The sequence below is a fragment of the Allorhizobium borbori genome (assembly GCF_014196535.1).
GTDB classification, from domain to species: domain Bacteria; phylum Pseudomonadota; class Alphaproteobacteria; order Rhizobiales; family Rhizobiaceae; genus Ectorhizobium; species Ectorhizobium borbori.
The window spans coordinates 43,534-57,065 of sequence record NZ_JACIDU010000016.1 but is presented as its reverse complement, the minus strand read 5'-3'; the positions used below and the strand labels follow the sequence as shown (position 1 = coordinate 57,065).

Here is a 13,532-nt window from a genome sequence, read left to right as displayed (position 1 = left end):
CCGCTCAGACTTTGCCGGCAAGAACCGCCGAGAAGAACGCCTTGACCGGACCCTGAATGCCGGTGCCATCATGGCTGACGCCGGGCACGGTATCGAAGCGTGGTGCGAGACCGATGGCTTTCAGCCCAGCTTCCAGCGTGCGCAGGCGTTCCACACGGGTTTCACCACTGTCGTTGATGCCTTCCATCCAGAAGGCGGATTGCGGGCCCACTGTCACGTCCCAGGTTTCGATGTCTGCATCACCGATGACAAGTTGCACGGCCACACGGCGCATGGCTTCAATGTCGAAGGGCTGGCGGAAGATTTCCTCCATGCCCTTCACACCAACCCACCAGTCGCGGCGATCATCCGGCAGGGTGACCGTGCCGGGCGCGCCGATGGAAACGGCACGCAGGCGCGCGGGATGCAGGTAGAGAAAGCGATGTGCGAATTGCGCGCCGCCGGAAAAGCCGTGCATCAGAACCCGGTCGCCGTGGACCCGGTAACGCGTGGCCAGTTCGTCGATCATGTCGAGCAGGATGAGATCGTAGCGAATGCCATGGTAAATCATGTGTTTGTAGTTGTGCAGGTCTTCCGCATCATCGATGCCGGCGGGGAAAAGCGGCGCGAGAAGAACGCATTGATGCGCTTCGGCGAAGTCGATGAACTCATCCCGCAGGATGTCGGCATCCCTCAGGCTGCCATGGACCAGCACGGCGAGCGGATGAACCGTTTCGGCGTGTGCATCGTAACCGGTTGGAATGTAGCAGCACCAGGAAAAGCGCTGGTCCATGCGTGAGGCGAAAAGCGGTGTCCGGCCTCTGCGATAGAAGTTCAGGGGGGCGACGTTCGGGTTTGCGGACATGATCGGTCTCTTCGTTTCAGGCTTCATTGCTGGCTGGCGTAGTCGGCCAGCGTCTGGTTCATGCGCGTCAGCACCTGCTTCAGCGCGTCATAGTCCGCCGTCCGCTCGCGCGTGGTCTCGTCCATGTAGAGCTTGCGGTTGATTTCGAATTGGACGCTGTGGCGGCCATGCGCCGGGTTTGAATAGGCGGTGACCAGTTCTGCGCCGCGGAACGGCTTGTTGAAGGCCACATCCAGCCCCTCGGCCTGCAGCGTTTGCGCGATTACGGCCACGAATTCCTTCGAGGCCGAACTTCCGTGCAGATCGCCAAGGCATATATCGGCCCGGACCGTGCCGGCCGGGTCGGATGAAATGGCGTGGCCGACCGCGGTCATGGAATGGCAGTTGAGGTGATAGACCCTGCCAAAGCGTGCGTAGACGGTATTGAGAAGGCTGGCCAGCCTCGCGTGATAGGGATACCAGTATCGTCCAATGCGCGTCTCGGCCTCGATTACACTCATGGGGTCCGAATACATCGGCTCATCACCCCAGGCGAAACGCCACATCAGCCCCATGCCGCGCTTTGCAGTCGGACTATCTCTCAGCGGGTGAGGCCATGGGCCGTCCACGAGTTGCGGGTCCATGTCGAGCAGCGAGCGGTTGACGTCCAGAAAGCTGCGCGGAAAATGGGCCTTCAGAAGCGGTGCGCCAACCGTCGGGGCGCTGGAAAACAGGTCATCCACATGGGTGTCGGCTGCCACCCGCACCCGTTCGGCGGAAACGGCAGGGTTGAAATCGGCTGGCAGGTCCAGACCGCTGTGGGGGCTGTCGAACACCATGGGCACCAAAGCGCCGCGCGGCGCGATCACGGACAGCACCCCGTCGATGGTTTCGTCCCTCAACGCATCGAGAATTGTCTTCATGCCTTGGGCTCCTCCTTGTCGGCCTGTTGCAGGCGGGCCGTTATCCTGTCGACGGCACGCGTTATGTCGCCCAGCTTCTCGCCGGCCAGAAGCCGTTCCATCGTGCGGGCGACACGCGCCTCGCGGGCAATGCAGGTCGAGGCAATCCCGGCGGCTTCGTCGACCGGCAGCACCACGACACCCGACGCGTCTCCCAGCACGACATCGCCCGGCAGAACAGGCACGCCGCCGCAGGCCACAGGGCGGTTGAATGTGCCGCCGAGATCGAGTTGACGTGTAGTGACGGACGATACGCCGCGGCACCAGACCGGTACGCCCTCGGCCAGAATTTCCGCGACATCCGTGCAGGGACCATCGATAATCACACCGGCAATCCCGGCCATTCGCGCCGCCCGGGCAACCGCGCCGCCGAGGCAGGCGTGGCGACGGTCACCCAGACGGTCGATCACCAGCATGTCGCCGGGACGCAGATGGCTGAGCGCGTAATGCAGCAGCGTCGAACACATGGCCGGCAAGGCAAGCGTCACGGCCACGCCCGCCCGCGCCTTTTGCCGGGGATCAATGGCCTGAATACCGCCATCCATGAAACCGGTGTGACGAAGATGACCGATGCTGGCTGTCTCGATCTGTTGCAAAGCGGCGATGACATCCGCCGGAGCCGGCTGCGGCAGAGGGGCAATGCGAAGTTCGGTCATGACTTGTCTCCCTGCGGGATAGGACCGGAGCGAAGCGCATCCTGCGGGTCGAAACGCGAGAGATGCCGGATAAGCCGCGCGGTGTGGTCGACGATGTGGTTTGTGATTGCCTGCCCCTTTTCCGCGCTGGCAAGCGATGCCAGTCCGCCGAGCATGCCAGCCGGATCCACCTCCGTGCAGTCGAGCGGGATCTGCACGGGCAATCCTTCGAAACGGCTGCCTGACACGCCGCCGATGGGCATGCCAAAGACGGTGCCGCGCGGCGCGGGGGAGCGTATCGCTTTCGCGTTCACGAGGCCGGGAAACAAGTGCATGTAGACGGAGGTCATCGGCTCGCCACCATGGCCGCGAACCCGGCCGGCCTCTTCGCCGTAAAGCGATGTCCATAGACTGTCGGGCACGCATTGCCAGATGTTGAGCGAGGGAATGAGAACGCCCTGTTCCCGCCTGAGCTTGCGACACACCTGATCAATCAGCGGAGCATTGGTCGTGTGTCCGTTGAAAATCAGAAGCCGGTTGTGACCGTGATCCAGAAACGAGGTCAATATGTCCTCGAGAACGGCGGTGAAGGTGGTGGCGCGAAGCTGGATGCCACCCGCCATGGCGCGAAAGAATTCCGCATGGCCGAATGGCAGAACGGGCGCGGACAGGCCGTCGCCGGCTTCCGCGCTCAGTTCCGCAAGTCGTTGCGTCAGCATGAAATCGCCCATCGGCGCGTGGGGCCCCTGCTCTTCCTGAGAGGCGAGGGGAATGAGGATGACGGCCGGCTTCTCCATGCGGCGTGCGAAGGCTTCATGGGTCATGTGGGCAATTGAAAAGGTCCGGCCGTCTGGTCGAGGGTTTTGATCAGCCATGTTCCTTCTCCCGTCGCTTTTTCGTCGCAACCTCGCGTTTACCCATGAGGTCCGGCAGGGAAAGCTCGGAGGAGTTGACGTTCACCGCGCGCGACATGCGCACCCCGTCTTCGTTAAAATGCAGCCGCACGGTATCGCGAAACGCGGTTTCAACGAAAATCCAGTCCATCTCCAGCGTTGTCTCTCCCGGCTGCTCGGGCAGCCAGCGGGCGCAGGCGACGATGCGCAACCCGGTTTCGGGCTGGTAGGAGTGGTGCAGCCGCGCCCCCGGCATGGTCGTTACCGTTTCGAGGAAGCAGCCGAAGCCGGCCACCACTTCATGTTCGCCATGCCCGTCCTCCAGGATGAAGTGCAGGGCGTTACCCTCCTGCCGGATTGCGATACGACGGACGCCCTGATCGTTTTCGGCCATGCGCCAGGTGCCATGATACGACCTGTGCGCGGGATCGAGGCGACCAAGGCCCGGGCGGGTCTTCAGCCGCAGTCTGGCCAGACGCGACCGCAATACTTCACCACTGCCGGAAGCTGGGTTCACGCCGGCTCCAAGTGCCGGGCGCAGCCCGTCATAAATCAGCGAATGAACACGGCGATCGCTGTCGTCCAGTCCGCCGGTGAAGGCAACGACCGTCTTTTGGTCAGGCAGAACGATGCAATACTGGCCAAAGAGACCATTGGCGGAAAAGCTGTTATGCGGGCCACGCCACCACTGATAGCCGTAGCCCTCCCGTCGGCTCGCCGGTGCGCCTCCCTCAATTTCCTCGGGTCCGAGATAGTGGTCGCCGGTGAAGACGCCGAGCACGACATCGCGTACCTGCATGCCCGTGGCTTCACGAACCCATGAGCGCGGCAGGAGTTGCCGCCCCTCCCATTCGCCATGCTGGAGATGAAGAATGCCGAGTTTCAGCATGTCCTGTGTCGTGCAACTCAGGCCGTTGCCGCCGGTATTGACACCATCCGGCCCTGTGTCCCACGTCAAATCCGCTGACATTCCCATGGGCGTGAAGATGCGCTCCTGAAGATAATCGCGGATCATACGGCCGCTGGCGCGTTGCACGATGGCCGACAGCATGTAGCTTGCGGCGCTGTCATAGACGAAAACCTCGCCTGGGCGATGGGGCGTCGGCTGGCGCAGGAAATCCTCGGTCCAGCTCGAACGGATGCGTCGCCAGGACCCGCCGGAAATACCCCGCGCATGACCGCTGGTCATGGTCAGCAGATGGCGCACCTTCATCGCTCTCAGATTGTCATCCACGGGATCGGCATATTCGGGAAAGAAGCCAAGTACGTGGTCATCGACCGAAAGCAGGCCATCGGCTACCGCAAGTCCCACGGCCATGGAGGTGAAGCTTTTGGTGACGGAGTGCATCATATGCGGACGCGCGGCGGTGTAGGGCGCCCAGTAGGCATCGGCGATCAACGCGCCGTCCTGCCAGATCAGAAGACTGTGAAGTTCAATATCCTGCCGCTCGATGTCATCCAGCATGGCCAGCAGGATGGCCGGGTCCGTGCCCAGCGCTTCAGGTGTGGCGCGGGGCAGGTCGTTGGGTGTCGTCATGTTGTTCATGCCCTTGTTTCTGCCGTCGCGTTACCGTCCTGCGCGAAACGCCAGGTCAGCGAAACACCGGTCTCCGTGCGTGTGAGCGTCGGAATGGCCGACAGCAGCGCGCGGGTGTAGTCGGATTGAGGGGTGTCGAAGATCGCATCGCGGTCACCTTCTTCAACGATTGCGCCATCGCGCATGACGACGACGCGATCGGCCAGTTGTTCGACCACGCCGAGGTCATGGCTGATGAACAGGCAGGAAAAGCCGTAACGGCGTTGCAGATCGGCGAGCAGTTCCAGCACTTTCGCCCTGACGGTGACGTCGAGTGCGGAGACTGCCTCGTCAGCAATCACGAACTTCGGACGGCCGACCACGGCGCGCGCAATGGCGACCCGCTGGCGCTGGCCGCCGGAGAGTTCATGCGGATAGCGATCCAGATAACGTTCGCCGAGCCCCACTTCCTCCAGAACCGTGCGAACGCGCTCCTGTTTTGCGGATTTCGTCGCCTGTCGGTCATGGCGCAGCGCTTCTTCAACGATGTCGCTGATCTTCATGCGCGGGTCCAGCGAACCGAAGGGGTCCTGAAAGATCATCTGGCAATTCTGGCGGTAATCGCGCCAGATCGGTTCGTCCGGCTTCACTTCGCTGCCGGTGAACGCAATGCGGCCGGAGGATGCGGGAACCAGCCCGGCAATACAGCGGCCGAGCGTCGTCTTGCCTGATCCGGACGCCCCGACAAGAGCCACGATTTCGCCGGGCCACACGCCGATACTGATGCCGTGTAGCGCCTTCCTCATGGTTTTGGGGGCCAGAAGGCCAGCTTTCTGGCGATACTCCACCTCAAGGTCACGCACTTCGATCACCGGATCGACCGCCCGGTCAATCGTGCGGTTTGCGCCCCGGACGGGCATGGAGTGCAGGAGTTCGCGGGTGTAGTCTTCGCGGGGCCGCGAGATGATTTCGTCAACCGGTCCCTCTTCCACCACCACACCCTGCCGCATGACGATGATGCGGTCGCAGTAACGCGCTACCATCGGCAGATCGTGGCTGATCATGAGAAGCGCGGTGTTTTCGCCGCGCACCATCTCCAGCATCAATTCCAGCACTTCACGCTGGACGAGCGCGTCGAGCGCCGTCGTGGGTTCATCCGCAATCAGCAGGGCGGGCTTCAGCAGCATGGTCGAGGCCAGCATGATGCGCTGGCGCATGCCGCCGGAAAACTGGTGCGGGAAGGCGGAAAGAGCGCCTTGCACATCGCGGATGCCGACCCTCAGAAGAATGTCCAGGATGCGGGCCCGGCGAGCGTTCGCATCCAGTTGCGCATGCAGTTTCAGCGGTTCATCGAGCTGCTCGCCGATGGTCATCGAGGGGTTGAGCGAGGTCATGGGTTCCTGGAAAACCATGCCGAGCCGTGCGCCGCGCAGGGCGCGAAGCTCCTTTCCCGTCATGGCCGGTACGGAGCGACCTTCGAAGCGGATATCGCCACCGGAAATGGTGATGGCTGGCGGCTGGAGCCCCATGAGGCTTCGCGCCACCATTGTCTTGCCGGAACCGCTTTCGCCGACAATGCCGACGATCTCGCCCGCATTGACCCGGAAGGATACATCACGGACGATGGAATGGTCTGGAACGCCATTGACGGACAGGCAAAGACCATCGACTTCGATAAGAGGCGGGTTCATCACATTACAATCCTCTCATACGGGGATCGAACCGGTCGCGAATGGCATCGCCGAAAAGATTGATGCCGAGCAGCGAAAGCGAAATGCACAGGCCGGGGAAAATGCCGAGCCACATGGCCTCCGCAATGTGGGGCCGGGCGCTGGCCAGCATGTTGCCCCATGTGGGCGCCGGCGGGGGAACGCCAAGGCCGAGGAAGCTCAGCGCGCTTTCCGTCAACAGCACCGAACCGAACATGGAGGTGGCGAGAACAATTACCGGTCCCAGGCAGTTGGGCAGGATATGGCGAGCCATGGTGTAGGCGGGCGAATTGCCCATGACGCGGGAGGCTTCGATGAATTCGCGTTCGCGCAGCGAGAGGACCGAGCCGCGCACCACACGCACGATCGACGGGGTATAGGCCAGGCCGAGTGCCAGAATAATGCCGTAGATGTTTGCGCCGGTGATGGAGAGCAATGCCAGCGCCAGCAACATGCTGGGAAAGGCAAGCATCGCATTGTTGAGCGCCATGATGATGCGGTCGGTCCAGCCGCGGGCATAGCCGGCCAGAACACCAAGCGTTACGCCGGCCAGCACCGCAAGGGCCACCGTGGTCAGGCTGATTGAAACGCTGGTGCCGGCTGCCGCCATGAGGCGGGACAGCACATCGCGGCCGAATTCGTCAGTGCCCAGCCAGTGGACCGCACCCGGCGCTTGCAGCTTCGAACGCAGATCGATCCGCATGGGGTCGAAGGGCGTCCACACACGGCCGAGAAGGGCGGCACTGACAAAGCAGATGAGAAGTGCACCACCGATGATGCGGTTTCGTTGATGACGTTTCATTCCGCGGTCACTCTCGGATCGAACAGGGGATAGAGAAGGTCAACAAGCAGGTTGACGAAGAGATAGGTGAGCGCCACGAAAAGCAGGCAGCCCTGCACCACGGCGTAGTCGCGGGCATAGATGGAATCCACGATCAGCCGCCCGAGGCCGGGAATGGTGAAAACGGTTTCGACCACTGCAACGCCGCCGAGAAGATTGCCGAGAATAAGACCGATCAGCGTCCAGGTGGGGCCGAAGGCGTTACGGGCAGCGTGGCGCATCAGCACCGCGCTTTCGCTCAGCCCCTTGGCGCGGGCATGGGTTATGTAATCCAGCCGCAGCACGTCGAGGGTCGAGGCCCGTGCCATGCGCACGATGATGCCGACTTCGTGCAGCACCAGCGTCATGACCGGCATGACGAGGTAGATGATGCCGGAAATGGGGTTATCCGCCACAGACACGTAGCCCAGCACCGGCAACCAGCCGAGCTTCAGGCCAAAGGCCAGCAGGATCATCAACCCCAGCCAGAAGGTGGGGATGGACAGAAGTAGGGTCGACATCGCCACAATGGCGAGGTCGAGGCTGCTGTTTTGCCGCCAGGCCGCAGCCATGCCAAGCGGAACCGCGAGGAGGACGGACAGGCCGACGGCGATTAGCACCATCTGCGCACTGGTTGTGAACCGGTGCCAAACGAGATCGAGCACCGGCTGGCCGTTCAGCACCGAGCGGCCGAGATCGCCCTGCACCACATTGCCAAGCCAGATCGCGAACTGAACCGGCACGGGTTGGTCCAGCCCCATGGCCTTGCGGGCTGCCGCGAGGGCATCCGCATCGGCCAGATCGCCCAGCATCAGACTGGCTGGATCGCCCGGAATGAGACGGATGAGTCCAAACACCGCCACGGAGACGATGAACAGGGTCGGGATTGCCGAGAGCAATCGGGTGAAGGCAAACTTCAGCATGATCAATATCCGGCAGTGGGTTTATTCGCTGCGCTCGACGCCCCAGAAACGGGCAAAACCCTGCCAGGTTCGATAGCCCTTCACCTTCGGGCCGGAGACGCCGACATCGAGGCCATTCGCGAGCATCACCAGCGGTACTTGATCGAGGAAGCGGGCGTGGAGGTCATCGAAGATCGCCTGTCGCCTGGCCGGATCGGCTTCCTGAAGCGCAGTGTTGACGAGGGCGCTGACTTCCTGATCATCCCAGATGGCATTCGCTTTTTTGGCCTTGGAGCCAACCACCGTCTGATAGGCCAGCGCCGGATCCGTTCGGTTGGAATAGTTGAAAGCCATGATCTGATATTTGCCGCTGTTGAAACGGTCGAGCTGGCTGGCCCATTCCAGCACCTCGATATCGGCATTGATGCCTGCCGATTGCAGCATGGCCTGTGCAATGACGGCTGTGTCGTAATTGATCGCAGAGCGCCTGTTGGTCAGGATGTTGATCTTCTCGCCCTTGTAGCCGGCGGCCTTCAGGAGTGCGGGAACGGCAGCGGGGTCGTGCAGATATCCCTTGTCCTGTGCGGCGGTGTGGTAGAACGAGCCCGATGCGACGAGGGAATTGTTTGGCACGCCGAGGCCGTAGGTCACGGCATCAACGATCTGCGGCGTATCGAGCGCGGCGATGACGGCGCGGCGCATGGCGATATTTGACATCAGCGGATCGCCCGTCTGGAACAGCATGGTCACCAGCCCGCCATGCGGCGCGGCGACCACGGTAAAGGCCTTGTCGTCCTTCAGTTTGGCAGCTTCGCCCGGCGGAAGGTAGGGCAAAACGTCGAGCGCACCGCTGCGAAGACCGGCAACCGCCGTGGCCGTATCCGGCACCACGACATATTTTACCGCATCGACGAGTACGTCCTTACGCCCGCCATAACCATCCGGCTTGTCGCCCGTAATGGAATAGTCGGCAAACTTGCGCAGCGTCAGCCCTTCTCCCCGCTTCCACTCGCCGAAGGTGAAGGGGCCGGTGGCGATCGGCGCTTTCCAACTGCCGTCGTCATTGAAGGAGGCGCGGTGGACGATGCCGGTGGAACCACACTGGGATTGCGCCATGTAGTTCAGTAGCATGGCGTCGGGCCGGTCGAGGGTTATGACGACCGTGTCGGGGCCGGATGCTGCGATGCTTTCAACCTTTGCATCGCGGCTGCCGTCGAAGAACGTCTTGCAACTGAATTCGGGATGTCCGATCAGCTTTTGAAGACTGAACACGACGTCGTCGGCCGTCATCGTCTCCCCGTTGTGAAACTTCACGCCCTCGCGCAGTGTGAACGTGTAGGTTCGGCCGTCCGGTGAGATACTCCAGCTTTTCGCCAGCATGGGGCGGATTTCGCCCTTTTCGCCAGCAGCCACCAGCCCTTCCACGACATTGAGCATGACGGAATCGGTGCCCGCATCACGATTGATGCCGGGCTGGGAACTGCGAATGTCGGCGGTGATCTGGACCGTCAGGGTGTTGGCGGCCGCCAACCCGGGAAGGCCGATGGCGATGGAAGAGATGAAAGCACGCCAGAGAGTCCTCGGAAATGTCATTTGTTCGCCCTCAATGTTTTATAATGATGCAAAATACATTTCATATATGAAAATCATAGTCAAGTCTGCTTCTGTGTGCATTATGAAGGCAGTTAGATCATTGATAGGGCTGGTCGCACCGATTTGGCGCGCAGCCTGCGGAGACCGGTTTGAAACTCGATTCCATAGACTTGCGCATCATTGAGGCCATGAAGCGCAACGGCCGCATGACGAAACAGGCGCTTGCCGAAGCGGTCGGTCTTTCGGCGACACCCGCTTGGGCGCGACTGAAACGGCTGGAAGCCAACGGCGTCATCACCGGTTATCACGCGCGTGTCGTGCAGCCCAAACGGGCCGCTGGCGTGCGCGTCCTGATGGAGGTGACGCTTGCCAGCCATCGCCATGCCGATTTCAAGCGGTTTGAAGCGGCGGTGGAGGCCGTGCCGGAAGTGGTGTCCTGTTGGGCGGTTGGCGGCGGTGTGGATTATTTCCTCACCGTCGAAGTCGAAACCATCGATAGCTATCAGCGGCTCGTGGACCGGCTTCTGGCGATGGAAGTCGGTATCCAGCGCTATTTCACCTATATCGTGACCCGCGCCGTCAAAGACCGTTTGGACTAGATGCCCCCTCGAATTCAGCCCGAACGGACCCGGTAGGTTCTGTCTTTGGTCCGTTTGGCCGGTCTGGTTCTGCGATGCTCAAGGCTGTTTCGACAAGCAGCCGAGGACAGAACCCCATGAACGAGGCCCTGACACGCCGCCCCGCGCGGCGGCACGCCGCTCTCGACAGTCTGAACGACCACGGCCTGTTGCGGGAGCTATCCTATTGCAACGGTCGCTGGATTGCCGGTGAGAAGGATTTCGCCGTTTTCGACCCGGCCACGGGGCAGCCTGTTGCCCGCGTTACCGCCATTGGTCCGCAGGGCGTGGACGCAGCGATTTCGGCGGCGGACGCAGCTTTCCCCGTCTGGCTGGCCATGCTGCCGGATGAACGTGGCGCCATCCTGCGGCGATGGGCGGCGCTCATTCGTGAAAATCAGGCCGATCTCGCCCGCATTATGGTGCTGGAGCAGGGCAAGCCGATGGCGGAGGCGCTTGGCGAAATCGACTATGCCGCCTCCTTTCCCGAATGGTATGCCGAGGAAGGCCGCCGCCTGAATGTCGAAAGCATCACCTCCCACCTGCCGGGCGTTGAAATGGCGGTGCGACGCGAGGCGATCGGCGTTGCCGCCCTCGTGACCCCGTGGAATTTTCCCGCAGCGATGCTGACCCGCAAGGCTTCGGCGGCGCTGGCCGCAGGCTGCACCGTCGTCGCGCATCCTTCTGGCGAAACGCCGCTCTCGGCGCTGGCGCTGGTGGAACTAGCAGAGCGGGCGGGGATGCCTGCCGGCGTCCTGAACGTGCTGACGGGTGCCTCTCCCGAAATCGTCGGTGCGCTATGCGACGATGTGCGTATCGGCGCTATGAGTTTCACCGGGTCGACGTCGATCGGCCGGCTGGTCGCCACGCGCTGTGTGCCTTCCATGAAGCGGCTTGTGCTGGAACTGGGTGGGCATGCTCCGCTGATCGTGTTCGGCGATGCCGATCCCGACCGGGCCGTAGAGATTGCCATGAACGCAAAGTTTGCGACCTCCGGTCAGGATTGCCTGGCGGCGAACAGGATTTTTGTCCACCGTTCCATCCAAGGCGCCTTTCTCGAACGTTTTTCCGCGCGGATCGCGGCCCTGCGTGTCGGACCGGGTTTGAACGAGACCACGCAGATCGGCCCGCTTATGCATGAGCGCGCCATCGCCAAGGTGGAAGCACAGGTGGCAAACGCGCTCGCTCTGGGTGCCCGCTGCCTGACGGGCGGCACACGCCACCCAGCAGGACCGCTATTCTTCACGCCGACGCTTCTGGCCGGTGTGCCGGATGAAGCCGTGATCATGCGCGAGGAAACCTTCGGCCCTGTCGCCGCTGTCACCGTCTTCGACACCGAGGAGGAGGTGATCCGCCGAGCCAACGACACGGCTTATGGCCTTGTCGCCTATGTCGTGACCGAAAATGGTCGTCGGCAATGGCGCATGGGCCGCGCATTGCAATTCGGCATGGTTGCCATCAACCGGGTGAAAATCACCGGTGGGCCGGTGCCGTTTGGCGGTTGGAAGCAATCGGGCCTCGGCCGCGAAGGGTCCCGCCACGGCCTCGAGGCCTTCACCGAACTCAAATATCTCTGCATCGACACGGCCGATACCGAAGGCCAGGAAAGGAAAGACGCATGACCGACCGCCGCAACGATCTCACCGCCTGGGACCGCAATCATTTCTTCCATCCCTCCACCGCCATGGGAGCCCATGCGCGCGGTGAAAGCCCGGCCCGCACCATCGCCAGCGGCGAGGGTGTCTACATCACGGACACCGCAGGGCGACGCAGTCTGGATGCGTTCGGCGGGCTTTATTGCGTCAATGTTGGTTATGGACGCCAGAAGATTGCCGATGCCATTGCGGAGCAGGCCCGCTCGCTCGCCTATTATCATGCCTATGCGGGCCACAGCACGGAAGCGTCAATCACGCTGGCACGCATGATCATCGAGCGCGCGCCGGCCAACATGAGCCGCGTCTATTTCGGCCTGTCCGGCTCCGACGCCAACGAAACCAACATCAAGCTGATCTGGTTCTACAACAATATTCTCGGACGTCCGGAAAAGAAGAAGATCATCTCGCGTTGGCGTGGCTATCACGGCTCGGGCATCATGACCGGCAGCCTGACTGGCCTCGAAGCCTTCCAGAAGAATTTCGACCTGCCGCGCAGCCCCATCCTGCACACCGAAGCGCCCTATTACTTCCGCCGCGCCGACCGCAGCATGAGCGAGGAGGCTTTTTCCGCCCATTGCGCCGAAAAGCTCGAAGACCTGATTCTGGCCGAAGGAGCGGATACGATAGCGGCTTTCGTCGGAGAGCCGATCCTCGGCACGGGCGGGATCGTTCCGCCGCCGCAGGGTTACTGGCGGGCCATTCAGGCGGTGCTGCGCAAATACGACATTCTGCTCGTCGCCGATGAGGTCATTACCGGTTTCGGCCGCCTTGGCACGATGTTCGGCTCCGATCATTACGGTATCGAGCCGGACCTGATTACCATTGCCAAGGGGCTGACCTCAGCCTATGCGCCGCTCTCCGGCAGCATCGTCAGCGAAAAGATGTGGAATGTGCTGGTGGAAGGTTCCGACAGGCTGGGGCCGATCGGCCATGGCTGGACCTACTCAGCCCATCCGATTTGCGCAGCCGCCGGTATCGCCAATCTCGAACTGATCGACGAACTGGCTTTGGTGGACAATGTGCGCGTAACGGGAGCTTGGTTCCGCGCAGCGCTTGACCAGGCGCTGGGCGATCATATTCACGTCGGCGACGTGCGAGGGGAGGGGCTGATGGCCGCCGTCGAACTGGTCGAGGACCGCGACGATCGCCGCTTCTTCGATCCGGCACGCAAGGTCGGCCCGGCCGTCGTCGCCGCCATGTTGGAGCAGGGCGTGATTGCCCGTGCCATGCCGCAGGGCGATATTATCGGCTTTGCTCCGCCGCTTTGCCTCTCTCGTGAAGAAGCCGATCAGATCGTAGCCGCCACCCTTCACGCCATACGCCAGGTCCTTGGATAGGCCGACACTCACCCTCTCCCTGATTATCATGTCATAGTTTTCGGGAGAGGGCGTCGATCGGCAGCGTCAG

12 protein-coding genes are annotated in these 13,532 nt (G+C 62.1%); 3 read left to right on the top strand and 9 right to left on the bottom strand.

Annotated features, from left to right (window positions below):
- Positions 1-4: 4 nt before the first annotated feature.
- Genes GGQ66_RS17705 through GGQ66_RS17665 form a run of 9 tightly spaced genes read right to left on the bottom strand, consistent with a single transcriptional unit; the run spans position 5 to position 9,853 of the window.
- A complete protein-coding gene (locus GGQ66_RS17705; protein ID WP_183794082.1) occupies positions 5-844 on the bottom strand; it encodes an alpha/beta hydrolase family protein in 840 nt (279 codons plus the stop codon).
- 23 nt (positions 845-867) lie between these two features.
- Positions 868-1,746, bottom strand: coding sequence for an N-formylglutamate amidohydrolase (locus GGQ66_RS17700; protein ID WP_183794080.1), 879 nt, complete (start codon positions 1,744-1,746; stop codon positions 868-870).
- Positions 1,743-2,441 carry an RraA family protein gene (locus tag GGQ66_RS17695; RefSeq protein WP_183794078.1) on the bottom strand — a complete coding sequence of 233 codons (699 nt, stop codon included), beginning with the start codon at positions 2,439-2,441 and terminating at the stop codon, positions 1,743-1,745. The genes GGQ66_RS17700 and GGQ66_RS17695 overlap by 4 nt, the downstream gene beginning before the upstream one ends.
- Positions 2,438-3,295 (bottom strand): creatininase family protein, encoded by an 858-nt coding sequence (locus GGQ66_RS17690; RefSeq protein WP_183794076.1) that lies wholly within the window; start codon positions 3,293-3,295, stop codon positions 2,438-2,440. Before GGQ66_RS17690 ends, GGQ66_RS17695 begins: the two co-directional genes overlap by 4 nt.
- Positions 3,288-4,859, bottom strand: coding sequence for a serine hydrolase domain-containing protein (locus GGQ66_RS17685; protein ID WP_237358975.1), 1,572 nt, complete (start codon positions 4,857-4,859; stop codon positions 3,288-3,290). Before GGQ66_RS17685 ends, GGQ66_RS17690 begins: the two co-directional genes overlap by 8 nt.
- Positions 4,856-6,520, bottom strand: a complete 1,665-nt coding sequence (locus GGQ66_RS17680; RefSeq protein WP_183794074.1) for a dipeptide ABC transporter ATP-binding protein — start codon at positions 6,518-6,520, stop codon at positions 4,856-4,858. Before GGQ66_RS17680 ends, GGQ66_RS17685 begins: the two co-directional genes overlap by 4 nt.
- 4 nt (positions 6,521-6,524) lie before the next feature.
- Complete coding sequence (locus GGQ66_RS17675; protein WP_183794072.1) at positions 6,525-7,340, bottom strand: ABC transporter permease; 816 nt, start codon at positions 7,338-7,340, stop codon at positions 6,525-6,527.
- The gene (locus GGQ66_RS17670) at positions 7,337-8,281 is read right to left on the bottom strand and encodes an ABC transporter permease (protein ID WP_183794071.1); all 945 of its coding nucleotides are present in this window, start codon (positions 8,279-8,281) and stop codon (positions 7,337-7,339) included. Before GGQ66_RS17670 ends, GGQ66_RS17675 begins: the two co-directional genes overlap by 4 nt.
- Positions 8,282-8,302: 21 nt before the next feature.
- Positions 8,303-9,853 carry an ABC transporter substrate-binding protein gene (locus GGQ66_RS17665; protein WP_183794070.1) on the bottom strand — a complete coding sequence of 517 codons (1,551 nt, stop codon included), beginning with the start codon at positions 9,851-9,853 and terminating at the stop codon, positions 8,303-8,305.
- 149 nt (positions 9,854-10,002) lie between these two features.
- Here GGQ66_RS17665 and GGQ66_RS17660 point away from each other — a divergent pair, with 149 nt between their 5' ends.
- From GGQ66_RS17660 to GGQ66_RS17650, 3 genes are all read left to right on the top strand, one after another.
- Positions 10,003-10,452 (top strand): Lrp/AsnC family transcriptional regulator, encoded by a 450-nt coding sequence (locus tag GGQ66_RS17660; RefSeq protein WP_183794069.1) that lies wholly within the window; start codon positions 10,003-10,005, stop codon positions 10,450-10,452.
- Between the two features lie 116 nt (positions 10,453-10,568).
- Complete coding sequence (locus GGQ66_RS17655; RefSeq protein ID WP_183794068.1) at positions 10,569-12,092, top strand: NAD-dependent succinate-semialdehyde dehydrogenase; 1,524 nt, start codon at positions 10,569-10,571, stop codon at positions 12,090-12,092.
- Positions 12,089-13,462 carry an aspartate aminotransferase family protein gene (locus GGQ66_RS17650; RefSeq protein ID WP_183794067.1) on the top strand — a complete coding sequence of 458 codons (1,374 nt, stop codon included), beginning with the start codon at positions 12,089-12,091 and terminating at the stop codon, positions 13,460-13,462. Before GGQ66_RS17655 ends, GGQ66_RS17650 begins: the two co-directional genes overlap by 4 nt.
- Positions 13,463-13,532: the final 70 nt, after the last annotated feature.

Coding starts and splice junctions, on each gene's coding strand:
- GGQ66_RS17705 (WP_183794082.1), bottom strand. CDS start 844: ATGTCCGCAAACCCGAACGTCGCCCCCCTGAACTTCTATCGCAGAGGC.
- GGQ66_RS17700 (WP_183794080.1), bottom strand. CDS start 1,746: ATGAAGACAATTCTCGATGCGTTGAGGGACGAAACCATCGACGGGGTG.
- GGQ66_RS17695 (WP_183794078.1), bottom strand. CDS start 2,441: ATGACCGAACTTCGCATTGCCCCTCTGCCGCAGCCGGCTCCGGCGGAT.
- GGQ66_RS17690 (WP_183794076.1), bottom strand. CDS start 3,295: ATGGCTGATCAAAACCCTCGACCAGACGGCCGGACCTTTTCAATTGCC.
- GGQ66_RS17685 (WP_237358975.1), bottom strand. CDS start 4,859: ATGAACAACATGACGACACCCAACGACCTGCCCCGCGCCACACCTGAA.
- GGQ66_RS17680 (WP_183794074.1), bottom strand. CDS start 6,520: ATGAACCCGCCTCTTATCGAAGTCGATGGTCTTTGCCTGTCCGTCAAT.
- GGQ66_RS17675 (WP_183794072.1), bottom strand. CDS start 7,340: ATGAAACGTCATCAACGAAACCGCATCATCGGTGGTGCACTTCTCATC.
- GGQ66_RS17670 (WP_183794071.1), bottom strand. CDS start 8,281: ATGCTGAAGTTTGCCTTCACCCGATTGCTCTCGGCAATCCCGACCCTG.
- GGQ66_RS17665 (WP_183794070.1), bottom strand. CDS start 9,853: ATGACATTTCCGAGGACTCTCTGGCGTGCTTTCATCTCTTCCATCGCC.
- GGQ66_RS17655 (WP_183794068.1), top strand. CDS start 10,569: ATGAACGAGGCCCTGACACGCCGCCCCGCGCGGCGGCACGCCGCTCTC.
- GGQ66_RS17650 (WP_183794067.1), top strand. CDS start 12,089: ATGACCGACCGCCGCAACGATCTCACCGCCTGGGACCGCAATCATTTC.